At 37.1% G+C, this 14,317-nt stretch carries 12 protein-coding genes and 1 rRNA gene; 11 read left to right on the plus strand and 2 right to left on the minus strand.

All coding sequences use genetic code 11. The features are described 5' to 3' along the window. Positions 1-67 precede the first annotated feature (67 nt). Positions 68-184 (plus strand): 5S ribosomal RNA (rrf, locus tag ACQ4QH_RS00135). 167 nt (positions 185-351) lie between these two features. On the opposite strand, the gene ACQ4QH_RS00140 is transcribed toward rrf, so the two are convergent. Further along, positions 352-954: a MarR family winged helix-turn-helix transcriptional regulator gene (locus tag ACQ4QH_RS00140; protein ID WP_439818816.1), complete on the minus strand. Its 603-nt coding sequence runs from the start codon at positions 952-954 to the stop codon at positions 352-354. 235 nt (positions 955-1,189) lie between these two features. Here ACQ4QH_RS00140 and metG point away from each other — a divergent pair, with 235 nt between their 5' ends. From metG to ACQ4QH_RS00175, 7 genes are all read left to right on the plus strand, one after another. After that, entirely contained in the window at positions 1,190-3,193 is a 2,004-nt protein-coding gene (metG, locus tag ACQ4QH_RS00145; protein WP_439818817.1) for a methionine--tRNA ligase, read from the plus strand. Positions 3,194-3,285: 92 nt separating this feature from the next. Further along, a complete protein-coding gene (locus ACQ4QH_RS00150; protein WP_439818818.1) occupies positions 3,286-5,235 on the plus strand; it encodes a cation:proton antiporter in 1,950 nt (649 codons plus the stop codon). Between the two features lie 166 nt (positions 5,236-5,401). Further along, complete coding sequence (locus ACQ4QH_RS00155) at positions 5,402-6,211, plus strand: TatD family hydrolase (protein ID WP_439818819.1); 810 nt, start codon at positions 5,402-5,404, stop codon at positions 6,209-6,211. After that, a complete protein-coding gene (rnmV, locus tag ACQ4QH_RS00160; RefSeq protein ID WP_439818820.1) occupies positions 6,212-6,769 on the plus strand; it encodes a ribonuclease M5 in 558 nt (185 codons plus the stop codon). Beyond that, positions 6,769-7,665: a 16S rRNA (adenine(1518)-N(6)/adenine(1519)-N(6))-dimethyltransferase RsmA gene (gene rsmA / locus ACQ4QH_RS00165; protein ID WP_439818821.1), complete on the plus strand. Its 897-nt coding sequence runs from the start codon at positions 6,769-6,771 to the stop codon at positions 7,663-7,665. Before rnmV ends, rsmA begins: the two co-directional genes overlap by 1 nt. Positions 7,666-7,715: 50 nt before the next feature. Beyond that, positions 7,716-9,092, plus strand: coding sequence for a hemolysin family protein (locus tag ACQ4QH_RS00170; RefSeq protein ID WP_439818822.1), 1,377 nt, complete (start codon positions 7,716-7,718; stop codon positions 9,090-9,092). A gap of 91 nt (positions 9,093-9,183) precedes the next feature. Continuing rightward, positions 9,184-10,542: a hemolysin family protein gene (locus ACQ4QH_RS00175; protein WP_439818823.1), complete on the plus strand. Its 1,359-nt coding sequence runs from the start codon at positions 9,184-9,186 to the stop codon at positions 10,540-10,542. A gap of 172 nt (positions 10,543-10,714) precedes the next feature. On the opposite strand, the gene ACQ4QH_RS00180 is transcribed toward ACQ4QH_RS00175, so the two are convergent. After that, the gene (locus tag ACQ4QH_RS00180; RefSeq protein ID WP_002829224.1) at positions 10,715-10,963 is read right to left on the minus strand and encodes a Veg family protein; all 249 of its coding nucleotides are present in this window, start codon (positions 10,961-10,963) and stop codon (positions 10,715-10,717) included. A 313-nt stretch (positions 10,964-11,276) separates the two neighbouring features. Here ACQ4QH_RS00180 and ACQ4QH_RS00185 point away from each other — a divergent pair, with 313 nt between their 5' ends. The 3 genes from ACQ4QH_RS00185 (at position 11,277) to ACQ4QH_RS00195 (ending at position 14,262) form a co-directional block, all read left to right on the plus strand. After that, positions 11,277-11,750, plus strand: coding sequence for a deaminase (locus tag ACQ4QH_RS00185; protein WP_439818824.1), 474 nt, complete (start codon positions 11,277-11,279; stop codon positions 11,748-11,750). A 20-nt stretch (positions 11,751-11,770) separates the two neighbouring features. Then, entirely contained in the window at positions 11,771-12,727 is a 957-nt protein-coding gene (locus tag ACQ4QH_RS00190; protein WP_439818825.1) for a thymidylate synthase, read from the plus strand. A gap of 188 nt (positions 12,728-12,915) precedes the next feature. Next, positions 12,916-14,262, plus strand: a complete 1,347-nt coding sequence (locus ACQ4QH_RS00195) for an LCP family protein (RefSeq protein WP_439818826.1) — start codon at positions 12,916-12,918, stop codon at positions 14,260-14,262. The last annotated feature ends 55 nt before the right edge of the window (positions 14,263-14,317 follow it).

Here is a 14,317-nt window from a genome sequence, read left to right on the forward strand (position 1 = left end):
GGTGTAAGGCAAGAAAAACGCAATTATGATTCAGTTTTGAGGGAACTAAGTTCACTCAATAAAAACGTGTCGTGATGATGGCACTGAGGTCACACCTGTTCCCATACCGAACACAGTAGTTAAGCTCAGTAGCGCCAAAAGTAGTTGGAGGATCGCCTCCTGCGAGGATAGGACATCGCGATGCAAATGAAAGCAGCTCACAGTAAAATGTGAGCTGCTTTTTTGTATAAATTATAAGCCTGTAATTTTTATAGCATAAACGCGTTCCAAAAGTCTGAAGCCTCAATATAACGTAATTTATGCTATATTGAGGCTTCAAAACAATTTTTGGAACGCGCTCTCTATACTAACTTAAAAATGTGGTCGTTGGCCGTCACCAAATCCACCATGAAAATGATGTGGATGTGGATGTCCATGATGGTGGGCATGTTCTGCATCTAACATACGTGAACGCTCACGTTCAAAACGGGCACTCATTCTATCGAAGTGATTCCAACGTTCATCATCACTAAATACATCATGTAATTGCTTTTTAAAGTCGTCATTTGAAATATTATCTATTAATCTTGTAAGATAACTATCAAAATTCGTCAGTTCCTCGTCAGTGAAGTCTTTAAACAAGGCATCTTGCAATGACTGTCCCGTTGCATTACTTTCGATTAAGCTTTCACGTCCTTTATCAGTTAGTTTTAAATAATTGATTCGAGAATCCGTGCCAGATTTTTCACGCGTAACCATACCACTGTCCTCCAATTTCTTAACGATCTGTGAGACACTTGAGGGTTTGATATCAAATTTTTCTGATAGGTAACTTGCAGTTACGTTCTCAGTAGTTGATAAAATTTTTAATGTTTCAATTGACTTGTCATTCCGTGTATCTATTTTTGTAGAAAAGACAACATATGGTTGATGAGCAATAGTCAAAATATTTTTGATAATAGTTTCTTTTTTCATAATATCCTCCATTGGGTTTGTTTTATTATTTAGTTCGCTAATATATTAACTAACTAAATAATAAAACAAGTTAGTTAGATTGTCAAATATTAAACTAAGTATTAATGGACAAATTAATTTAGAATTTGATTTTTCAGCGAGAAGTTCTAAACTTTGCTATAATTATTGTCAGACAAACAATATAGATACTAAATTAACACCTTACTCATTTGTAAGGTGGGAGGTAAAACGGAACATGGCAGAAGAGAAAAAAACTTTTTACATTACGACACCAATCTACTATCCATCTGGTAAATTGCATATTGGTAATACATACACGACAGTGCTTGCTGATGCAGCAGCACGTTACCACCGCTTGTTAAATGAAGATGTATATTTCCTAACAGGAACTGATGAACACGGGCTAAAGATTGAGCAAAAAGCAGAAAAGCTAAATATTTCACCAAAAGAATATGTAGATCAGATGGCCACAGATATTAAAAAATTATGGTCTGATTTGGAAATCAGTAACGATGGATTTATCCGAACAACTGATGATTATCATGAAAAAGCAGTTCAAAAGATTTTCCAGAAGTTTTTAGATCAAGGTGACATCTACAAAGGCCAATATGAAGGTTGGTATTCAGTTGATGATGAAGAGTATTTTACAGAGTCACAATTAGCTGAAGTATATCGTGATGATGATGGTAATGTGATTGGTGGGAAAGCACCTTCTGGTCATGAAGTTGAATTAGTAAAGGAAGAGTCATATTTCTTCAATATGAGCAAGTATGCTGATTGGCTACTTGATTACTATAAGACACACCCTAACTTCATTCAGCCTTCTGCTCGTATGAATGAAATGATCAAGAACTTTATTGAACCCGGTTTGGAAGACTTAGCTGTGACACGTACAGCATTTAAGTGGGGTGTTCCTGTAGCATCAGATCCAGATCATGTAGTTTATGTGTGGATTGATGCATTATCTAATTACATTACCAAGTTAGGTTATATGTCTGATGACACCACCATGTTTGATAAATATTGGCCAGCTAATGTGCATCTAGTTGGTAAAGAAATTGTTCGTTTCCACACCATTTACTGGCCAATTATGCTACATGCATTGGGTCTAGAATTACCAGAAACAATTGTTGGTCATGGTTGGTTGACGATGCGTGATGGTAAGATGTCAAAGTCTAAGGGAAATGTTGTTTATCCAGACACATTGGCTGATCGCTATGGTATTGATGCTGTTCGTTACTATTTGCTTCGTGCAATGCCGTTTGGAAATGATGGTATCTTTACACCAGAAGATTTTGTGTCAAAGTTAAACTATGACTTGGCAAATGATTTGGGTAATTTGCTAAATCGTACGGTTGCGATGATTAATAAATATGAAGACGGTGTAATTCCTAAACTAAATACAGGATTGACTGATTTTGATCGCGAATTAGTACAGACAGCTCAAGACACAATTGCAACGTATAATGCTAATATGCAATCAATGCATACTGCGGATGCTTTGGCAGCAATCTGGCAACTTATTTCACGTGCTAATAAGTACATTGATGAAACAACACCATGGACCTTAGCTAAAGATGACAGCCAAGCAGATGTTTTGGCATCAGTTATGGCACACTTAGCCGCTGCGCTTCGTGTTGTTGCTATCCTATTACAACCAATTTTGACACAGGCACCACAAAAGATTTTCCAACAATTAGGTTTGCAAGATTCTAATGTACAAATTTCTGAATTACAATTTGAAGATTTACCTACGGGTGGCAAGGTTGTTGAAAAAGGTCAACCTATTTTCCCACGTGTTGATGTTGAGGCTGAAGTTGAATACATTCGTAACAACATGACAGGTAACGGTGGCAAGCAGACACGCTCAAGTACTAATCCAAAGGCACCAAAGAAGATAACAACCAAGGACGAGATTGTGTTTGATGACTTTGATAAGGTTGAGTTACGTGTTGCTGAAATCAAAGAAGTATCAGAAGTTGAAAAATCTAACAAGCTCTTACGCTTTAAGTTGGATGATGGTTCAGCTGATGGGCGAACAATCCTATCCGGAATTAAAAAATTCTATCCAGAATATGGAAAATTAGTTGGTAAGAAAGTTGCTTATGTTGCTAACCTAAAACCACGTAAGATGATGGGTGAGCTATCTGAAGGAATGTTACTTTCCGCAGAAAAAGATGGTAAGGTAACCTTATCAATTTTACCGGATGAGATTGCGGCTGGTTCAGAATTAGGATAATTATTTATATCTATTGAATGATTAAAAGGATTGGGATTTTTCTCAATCCTTTTTTATTAAAACGGTCTACCAAATCCGAGGAGGAGATTGTTATGGCGACATTTTATGCATTAGCCTATGTATGTTTAACGATTATTATTGCTAATTTTTTAACACAAGCATTTCCAAAAATGCCCCAAGCTCTCTGGCAAATTATTGGCGGTATTTTATTGGCTAGTTTACCGATGATCAATAAGTTTGTGATTATGTTAGATCCCGAATGGTTTATGATGTTAGTCATTGCACCATTATTGTTTTATGAAGGGCAGCGAACACAAGCAAAGTTAATTTCAAGACATTTTCGTTCAATTATTGAATTAGCAGGTGTCTTGGCGGTCTTAACAGTTGTTGTTTTAATGACTTTTGGTCATTTTGCAATTGGTTGGGCTTTGCCATTTGCGTTAGCGTTGGCAGCAATTGTTACACCAACTGATGCAACTGCCCTTGAATCAGTTACAAACGGATTGGACATGCCAAAGAATATTAAAAGATCGCTGAGTTTGGAATCTTTGTTTAATGATGCAACTGGATTGGTTATTTTAGAGTTAGCGATTTTGTGGATGAATACAGGAAAGTTTTCTTTCGTGCATGGATTTGGTCAATTCTTGATTGTTGCATTAGGTGGTGTTATTGCGGGTGGCGTTGCTGGATTTATATATATATATATCCGTCAACACCTATTAAAAGGGGAGTTTGACGATACAGTTGCACATGTTTTAATATATTTTATTGCACCAATCATAGTTTTTGGAATCGCAGAACATGTTTTGGGCGTCTCAGGAATTATTGCTGTTGTTGTGATGGGTGTGATGTCAAATATTGAGCAACAACAAACACAATTTATGGCGCCAAAATTAAATCATTTAACGTTGCAACTAACGGATATTATTGCACAACTCCTAAATGGATTAGTATTTGTATTGCTAGGTACATCACTGGTTAAGGTTGCAAAAGAGTACATTCTTCAACCAGTTAGAACATGGTTAACGCTGATTGGTGTGGGGTTAGCATTATATATTGTTATGACGGCGTTTAGATATCTTGCACGACGTTACAGTGATCGGCGTAGCAATGATCCAAATACTAAAATGAATAGTTTTGTATTTGCTATTGGTGGTGTTCATGGAGCGGTTACGATGTCAATGGCGTTCTCATTACCATTTACATTAAGTCATGGTGTTGCTTTCACGGAAAGAAATGACTTGTTATTGGTTGCATCGACTGTCATCATTTTGAGTTTGCTAGTGCCAGTAATTTTGTTACCTAAATTATTAAAGCGGTCAGCACCTTCTTTTGAAGAATCGGCATATTTCCAAGTGCATACAAGCATGGTAAATGCGGCCATTACCTATGTTGGTGATGTTGAGGCCTCTCAAAACACAAAGCATGAGGTTATGAAACAATTGCAAGATCAGCTTGGCTACGGTGATTTACAAATAAACAAATCCGAACGTAAGCAAGCGTACCGTACGTTATTTGAGGTTGCTGATAATGCAATGGCGAAAGCTACTGATAATAATGAAGTTTCAGATCAGGCGCTCACATTATATAACCGTATGCAATCGTTACAAAATGGTTATGGAAAAATTGGTAAGCACCGATTCAAAATTTGGCAGGGGATTATTAAGCGATTGTTTATCCATAAATCAATCAATAATCAAAGGTTGCGAGCATATAGTCATAGTCAAGCTGTAGAAGAAGTGATTAACATCATGAATGTTGCAATGACGGATTATATACAACAACTACCAAAGGAGACAGATAATCCACGACAATTAATTGCTTTACGAAACGCTTATACACAACAACAAGCAATGCTACAAAATCAAAAATCAAATTCAGCAGACCAACAACGTATTTTATTGGAAGCCTTTCAAGTTGAATTAAATTATATCCAAGAACAACGTGTGAGTGGCGAGAGTAATCCAAATTTGCTAAAAACACTGTATGATGAAGTGGTTAATGCGGAAGCAATTACATTGGCAAATAGCATCGAAGAATAAATGGCTAAAAAACGAAATTACTATGTTGTGGCATTGGCTGTCGTGTTATGCTTAATACACTGGTATGAGTGAGTTTTTTGGTATTTTTAAAAGACATTTGCTAGAATGATAGAGGTCTAGCATTAAAAAATAAAGAAAAAATAAGTAATGATACAGAGGAGTCGAAATGGCAATTTATAATTCTGGTAATCAGCCAGCAGATGGCTATGATACACATACACATTTGAATGATGATACATTCTGGCACGATGTTGCTGCTTACTGGGCACGTGCACGTGAATTTCGAATTGTCGAAATGAATATTGTGGGCTATGATATGCAATCAAATGAACGTGCGCTTCAATTAGCTCGTGAATTTAAGGGCATGCATGCGATTATTGGATGGCAGCCTGAAGACATTTCAGAAATTAAGGATGACACATTAGCTGTTTATCGCGAACAATTACAAGATGATCATGTTATCGGTGTTGGTGAAACGGGTTTAGATTATTATTGGGATGAAAATCCATCAGCAACTAGTCAAAAAGAAGCTTTCCGTCAACAATTAGCATTGGCGCGTGAATTCAAACTACCAGTGACAGTTCATACACGTAATGCGATGAATGATACGTACAACCTATTAACAGAGGCCCATGTTGAAGAATTTGGTGGTGTTATGCACTCATTTACGGGAACACCAGAGGAAGCGAAACAGTTTCTTGACTTAGGCATGTATATTTCATTCTCGGGGATTGCAACATTTAAGAATGCTAAGGATGTCCAAGAGACAGTTAAGTCAGTACCTTTGGATAGATTGTTGGTAGAAACAGATGCGCCGTATTTGGCACCCACACCTATGCGTGGTAAACCTAATGAACCGATGTATGTACATTATACAATTGCATATATTGCTGAGCTATTAGGCAAAAGTTACGATGAAATTGCTGAAATTACGACAAATAATGCCCATCGCTTATGGCATTTAGATCAAAAGTAGATGAAAATTAGAGAAGTTATTGTCGTAGAAGGACGTGCAGATACGGAAGCACTTCGACGGGCAGTTGTTGCTGATACGATTGAGACAAATGGGTCTGCATTAAACGAGCAGACGGTTGCAGCAATCAAACAAGCGTCTGAAACGAGAGGCGTGATTATATTTACTGATCCCGATTTCAATGGTGAACGTTTACGAAAATTAATTAGTAAATCTGTTCCTGAAGCAAAACATGCTTTTTTGACCAAAGATGAAGCTGGACGCTTAATTAAGCATCATAGTCTAGGTATTGAATATGCCACACCAGAGACTTTACGCGCAGCACTAAAATCAGTTTATACTGCTGAAACTGCTACCGTAACATCTGACATTACGTTATCGGATTTACACCATTTGGGATTGATTGCTGGTCGTGAATCTGCCAAGCGCCGTGAGCATGTAGCTGAGAAAATGGGGCTAGGATACGTTAATGGCAAACAATTAATGAATCGATTAACAATGTTTGGTATTAAAAAGCAAACCTTGTTAAAGGTTTTGAAAGAATTAGATGAGGAAAAATAATGACAGATGTACCAGATATTGCGACGCCAATGCGGACGCAAGCCATTATGAATAGTTTTGGTATTAATACTAAAAAGTCTTTAGGTCAAAATTTTTTGACTGATATTAATATACTAAAAAACATTGTTGCAGCTGGGGATGTACAACCAACGGACAATGTTATTGAAATTGGGCCAGGAATTGGAGCTTTAACAGAACAATTAGCGCGGGCAGCTAAACAAGTTGTCGCATTTGAAATTGATGATCGTTTAATTCCGGTTTTGGAACATACAATGGCACCATATGATAACGTGACAGTGGTCAATCAAGATATTTTAACGGTTGATTTAGAACAAGCAATTAAAGAACATTTTACTGATCCTGAGGCGCCATTAAAGCTTGTTGCGAATCTACCTTATTACATCACAACGCCAATTTTGATGCAGGTATTACAGTCGGATGTAAAATTTGCAAATATTGTGGTGATGATGCAAAAAGAAGTGGCTAGCCGGTTGTCAGCCGAGGTCGGGACAAAAGATTATGGTGCGCTAACTTTGGCAGTACAATATCGCATGAATGCAACGCTAGCATTTACAGTCTCACGAACAGCATTTGTCCCTAATCCAAATGTAGATTCCGCAATTATTTCTTTGACACCACGGGAACCATTAAAAGTCCTACCACATAATGAAAAGCAACTATTTAACTTATTTAAAGTAGGCTTTACAATGCGTCGCAAGACACTATGGAATAATTTGATTACAGCCTTTGGTAAGGATGATGTGATGAAGGCGAAATTAACAGCAGCACTAGCTGACATTGATTTAGATCCACGAATTAGAGCCGAAAAATTGTCATTAGAAAAATTTATTGATTTACACAATGCTTTAGTAAAAACAGGTGTGTACAGTAAGTAGCGCTGTTTGGTATAATCATAATTAGAACTAATTTTGAAAGAAGGTATATCATGGATTCCGGTCCGTCTATTATCACTAACTTAGTGATTATTATAATTATTTTGCTGTTAGCTGTTTTGTTCACTTTAACGGAGTATTCTTTAGTTAAAGTGCGTCCAAGTTCTTTGCGTGCGATGCAAGAAGCACGTGAGAAACCTTCAGGTAAGATTTCTCATGCATTGAACATGTTGGATCATTTATCAGAGTATCTATCAACTGCTCAGGTCGGCATTACATTGACGTCATTGATTTTAGGTTGGTTGGGTGAAGATTTCATCGCCACACTTATTATTAATGCAGAAATATTGCCAGCTGCGATTGCGCATAGTGTGTCATCTGTGGCTGCTATTTTGATTTTTACATTCATACACGCGGTGTTTACGGATTTGGTTCCTAAGAATATTGCGATTGATCAACCGGTCAAGATGTTGTTAGCAATTGTACGTCCAGTGATGTTTTTCCACGTTATTCTATATCCATTAATTTGGTTATTTGATCGTGCAGCTGCATTTTTTACCAAAATTTTGGGGTTCAGTGCACATCCTGATGAAGACATTTATTCAGAAGCCGAGATTCTGTCACTATCAAGAGATGCTGCCGATGCGGGTGAGCTTGATGAGGAAGACTTGACTTTCATGAAGCGTGCCTTTGCAATGAATGATAAAGAAGCAATTGATATTATGATTGATCGAACACAATTAACGGTTGTTAATGTGACGGATTCTATTTCAGATGCTTTGAATTTGTATTTGGAAGAAAAGTTTTCAAGAATGCCAGTAGTTGCAGACAATGATAAGGATAAGATTCTAGGCTACGTCTTCTCATATGATTTAGTACGTCAAGGACGTATTAGTCCAGATGCTTCTATTCGAACTGTTTTGCGTAATTTACCGGTTGTCTCTGAAACACAACCAATTACAGAAGTTTTACAAGAAATGATTGAGCATCGTGCACCTATCGTTGTTGTAAAGGATGAATTCGGTGGTACGTCAGGAATTGTTACTGATAAAGATATTTATGAAGAATTATTCGGTTCTGTTCGTGATGAAGTGGATGATGTTGCTGATGACCTAGTTGAAAAATTAGGTTCTGATGCGGCAGGTAACATGCATTACAAAGTATCTGGTAAAATGACGCTATACGATTTTGAGCGTTTCTTTAAAACAGAAATTCAATCTTTCGAAAACTCAGAAAAGGTTACTTTGACAGGATATGTGTTAGATGAACATCCAAACTTCCAAGTTGGTCAAGGTATTCGTATTGCAAACTTTGAGATTACAGCACTTGATTTTAAAGACGCTTATATCGAAGAATTCGAAGTTGTTGCATTACCAATTGAGCAAGAGGAAGATGCAGAAGAAGTCAATGAAAAGTCAGTACGTGCTTAATTGACTAACTCATGAAACGCTCGATAAGTGTCGGGTGTTTTTTGCTATAATTTGCTTTATAAACAACTATATTCGAAAGTAGGAAATTAATTTGAGTGAAGGAAGATTAATTCTATCAATTATTGTGATAATCTTAGTGTTAATGTTCGCAGCATTGTGTGTTTCGGCAGAATTTGCTTTAGTAAAAGTTCGGCGCAGCGCATTAGTCGAGTTGCAAGAGGCACGTGAACGACCATCGCGTAAAATTGCGGCTACAATTCACATGATTGATAATTTAAATGAGTATTTGTCAACAACCCAGGTTGGTATTACAGTTACTGGATTGGTACTAGGTTGGATGGGTGAAGAAACCATTGCCCATTTATTACTAATTGGTGGTGTGCTAAAAGAGATGACCGGACCTAGTGCAGCAGCGATTGCATCAATTGTGGCATTAATTTTGTTAACCTACATCGAAGTGGTGTTGACTGAATTAGTACCAAAAAATGTATCAATCGAATTTCCTGTCAAGGTTGCGTTATTTGTTTCTGGACCCTTACGTTTTTTCCATGTGATTTTCTATCCGTTTGTTTGGTTGTTAAATAAATCAGCAACTGGTGTCACTCATTTGATGGGACTACGTACGGCTTCCGAAGAAAACGAAGTCTATTCAGAAGCAGAAATTCTGAGCTTGTCACGTAATGCGGCACGGCTTGGACAGTTACAAGATGAAGACTATGTCTTTATGGAACGTGCCTTTGAAATGAATGATAAAGTGGTCAATGATATTATGATTGATCGTACCCAATTATTCGTTGTAGATGTTCAAGATAATATTGATGACGCTTTACATGCCTATTTTGAAACCAAACACTCACGCTTTCCAGTCGTAGCGGATGGTGATAAAGATAAGATTCTAGGCTATGTTTTTAATTACGACATTATGCGTCAAGCAGAAGTTGACCGTCAGGCACCTGTTCGTAAAATTATCCGTAATATGCCAAATGTACCTGAAAACATGCCAATTCAAGATGTTTTGAAGTTGATGATTTCAAAACGAACACCTATGATTGTCGTGAAGGATGAGTACGGTGGTACATCGGGAATTGTGACTGATAAGGATATCTATGAAGAGCTATTTGGCTCAGTTCGTGATGAAGTTGATTGGGTTGTTGATGATTTAGTCGAAAAGCTAGGATCTGATGATAAACAACAAATGCATTATAAAGTATCTGGAAAAATGACAGTTTATGATTTTGAACGTTATTTTAAAACGGATATTCGGGCTTTTGATAAATCAGATATGGTAACATTGACAGGATTTATCATTGAACAGTTCCCAGAGACCAGAGCTGGGGATACAGTGCGACTAGAGAATTTTGAAATTACACCGCTAGATTATGAAGCAGCATATATTAACGAATTTGAAATTGTTCGTTTGGCTAAAAAAGATGCTGAACTAACAGAATAAATAAAAAAAGCGAGACAAAAGTTGTTTTGAAGGCGGTGCGTAAATTCCGGGACAGTACGGCTTCAGACTTTTGGAACGCGTTTATGCGATAACAATTTCATGCTGATAATTAATACATTGTTGGCACAAAAAGGCCGAGACATTTTCGTATGTCCCGGCCTTTTTTTCAATATTATGCAAAAGCAATTTCAATGTTTTCGGTTAAAATATCAGTGTAACTAAATGAAGCGCGATCGAATTCGTGACCGTCTTGCTCTAAATCAAGGACAAAAACTGAACGGAAGGTATCTCGAACGATTGCTTGGTGTTCAATGGTGCGGTGACGACTTTCATGGGTTGTCAAAGTAATTTGTTCACCGATGTGTGCATCTAATTGTTGCTTAATTTCTGCTAATGCTGCAGGCATAAGAACTCCTCTCATGGGGCACCCCCATAGCCAGCGACAAATGAAATCGCTGCGTGAATATTATCTAAAATTAGATAAACCAAAGTTAATCTAATTTTAACATAAATGAAATTTAAAATCAATTGTGTGTATGTTAGATATTTGAAACAATGAAATTCTGTAAATTTATAGACTTGGATAAGAAATTTTGATACAAAAAATTAATTTCAGGTTGTAGGTTTGATTGTATAGAGGCTTTTTACTTATTTAAAAAATTTCAAGACTTTTATTTCGGTTCTATCCTTGCTAAGATTAGGAACAACTAAGACAAACAAGAAGGTTCTTTAAAATGACGGATGAACGAATAGCTTGGGAAAAATATTTTATGCTACAGGCCATTATGTTGGCGGCACGTAGTACCTGTACACGACTACATGTTGGAGCTGTAGTAGTAAAAGATGGTCGGATAATTGCCAGTGGTTATAATGGATCAGTATCAGGGACACCACACTGTACAGAAGTTGGCGATTTAATTGTTGACGGACATTGTATTCGTGCAGTACATGCCGAGCAAAATGCATTGATGCAACTTGCCAAAATGGGAATAAGTGCTGATGGTGCACAAGTTTTTGTGACGGACTTTCCATGTGTACATTGCACAAAACTTTTGTTGCAAGCAGGTATTACAAAAATTAATTATTTACGGAACTATCATAATGATGATTTCGTGGCAGAATTACTACAAACTAAAAATGTGGCAATTGAACAAATTAACGTGATATCAGCAGATTTACAAAAAATTGATTTTGATGCTTATCTATAAGAAAGGTTGTATAAACTAATATGAGTAAAAACGAACAAGGATATTTAGACTTGGCACAGGATATACTAGATAATGGTGCCGTCAAAGGAGATCGTACAGGGACGGGTACACGCTCAGTTTTTGGTCGCCAATTACGTTTTGATATGAGTGAAGGTTTTCCGCTATTAACAACAAAACGTGTACCATTTGGCTTGATTAAAAGTGAGTTATTATGGTTCTTACGTGGTGATACTAATATTAAGTTTTTATTGGAGCATAAGAATCATATTTGGGATGAGTGGGCTTTTAAAAATTGGATCGAATCAGCAGACTATGATGGTCCGGATATGACTGATTTTGGTCGTCGTTCCTTAGTAGACGAATCATTTAAAGTACAATATGATGAACAGCATGCAATATTTGTCGATCGTATTCTAAACGATGATGAGTTCGCACAAAAGTATGGCGAGTTGGGAGATGTATACGGTGCCCAATGGCGGCATTGGCGTTGTGTGCAAGGTGGATTTATCGACCAAATCAAAGATGTGATTGACCAAATAAAAACGAACCCGAATTCACGTCGGTTAATTGTAACAGCTTGGAATCCAGAAGATGTCCCAACACAGGCTCTACCACCATGCCACACGTTATTTCAGTTTTATGTGGCAGATGGCAAGTTAAGTCTACAATTGTATCAACGTTCAGCTGATGTTTTCTTAGGGGTTCCATTTAACATTGCTTCATACTCATTGTTATTACACATGGTCGCTGCTCAGACTGGTTTAGAGCCAGGTGAATTTGTGCATACCTTTGGAGATACTCATATTTATTCAAACCATATTGAGCAAGTGACAGAACAATTACAACGTGAAATGCGTGAATTGCCTACTATCACGCTAAATCCAGATGTTCAGGACATTGCAGAATATACAATGGCTGATATTAAGATTAATAATTACGATCCGCATGCTAGTATTAAGGCACCCGTAGCAGTTTAATGGTATAAATTATCACAAACTACTTAATTTTGATTAATGGTTATACATGTTAGATTTCAAATTATGGTAAGATATATAAGTTACTATAAGCTTTTTCAAAGAAATCTTTTATAAAATCAAAAAGATTAATTCTTGAACAAAGTCATTATGTGAATAATCAATTATTGAAGTTAAGAGAGGAGATGCTCATGGATAATGAGCCACAAACTCGATCGGCTCGTCGTGAAGCTGAAAATAAACAGAATAGGCGTAAAAAACGTGAAGGTGGACCGCGTGATCATAAAGATTCGTTGCCAGGCGGTGGTGGAAAAGGTCCGCGGAAACGCCACACTATTCGTAATGCAATTCTGTTTGTAATCGCATTAATTGTTCTGGCAGTCGGTGCAATGTTTGGTATCGCTTATAATAATACAAAAAATGCGGTTGATAACTCCTTTCAAGGGACTGGCCTAACTAAAGAACGAAATGTCTCAAATGTTATTAAAAATGGTAAGCCATTTTCAATTCTATTATTAGGGACTGATACTGGAGAATTAGATCGAACTTATAAAGGGCGTACTGATTCATTAATGTTAGTTACCGTTAATCCGAAAAAAGAAAAGGTGACAATTATGTCACTACCTCGTGATTCGGTGATTGCGCCAGTAGGATTTGAAGATCAATTCCCACAAAAGCTGAATTCAGCATATGAATATGGATCAGCCAAAACAACGATCCAAACGATTCAAAAATGGTTAAATGTTCCCATTGATTACTATGCGTTAGTTAATATGAATGGTTTAGAGAAGGTTATTGACCAATTAGGTGGTGTTCAAGTAAAGTCACCATTAACGTTCGGTTATAACCCATATACTGCTCATGATAATGGTGATGTCATTTATAACTTTACCAAGGGGTCATCTACTTATACGTTAAATAAGAATGGTTCTACAAAAACATACACGAAAATGGATGGGGCTGCTGCACTAGCATTTTCTCGTATGCGATATGATGATCCACAAGGTGATTACGGTCGTCAAGCTCGGCAACGTTTAGTTTTGCAGGCGATTGTTGATAAGGCAAAGAGTAATCCAACTAAGTTAATTAATCAAAAGTTTTTGAGTACAATTTCTGACTCTACAAAGACTGATTTGACCTTTGGTGATATGTTGACAGCTGCTTCAAAGTACTTGGGTGCTGCGAAAACAATTAAGACGGATCATGCGCAAGGAACGTCAGTGTCGTTAACTTCTGGTTCTTCAGAGTTAATTACACAAAGTGAGAAACAGCGTGTAACGAATGTTTTGCGTTCTTCATTGGGCTTGAAGCATAAGAAAACAGGAACACTTTACGGTGGTAATGTTTCTGAATCAACATTGGCAGCTAATGGGTTACCATCAGATAGTAGTTCTTCATCAACGTCAACTGCTAGCACGTACGGTACAACATCGACAGATAGTACCTACGGGACAACAGATAGTACGTATGGTGGTACTGGGACAACTGGTACAGGTACTGATTATTATGGTGGCGGCGGAGCCGGCGCAGGCTATTAGAAGTTTAAAATTATTGAAAGTAGTAAACGAATTTCGTTTACTACTTTTTTTGTAT

It is taken from the genome of Weissella paramesenteroides, assembly GCF_051903945.1.
Taxonomy (GTDB): domain Bacteria; phylum Bacillota; class Bacilli; order Lactobacillales; family Lactobacillaceae; genus Weissella; species Weissella paramesenteroides_A.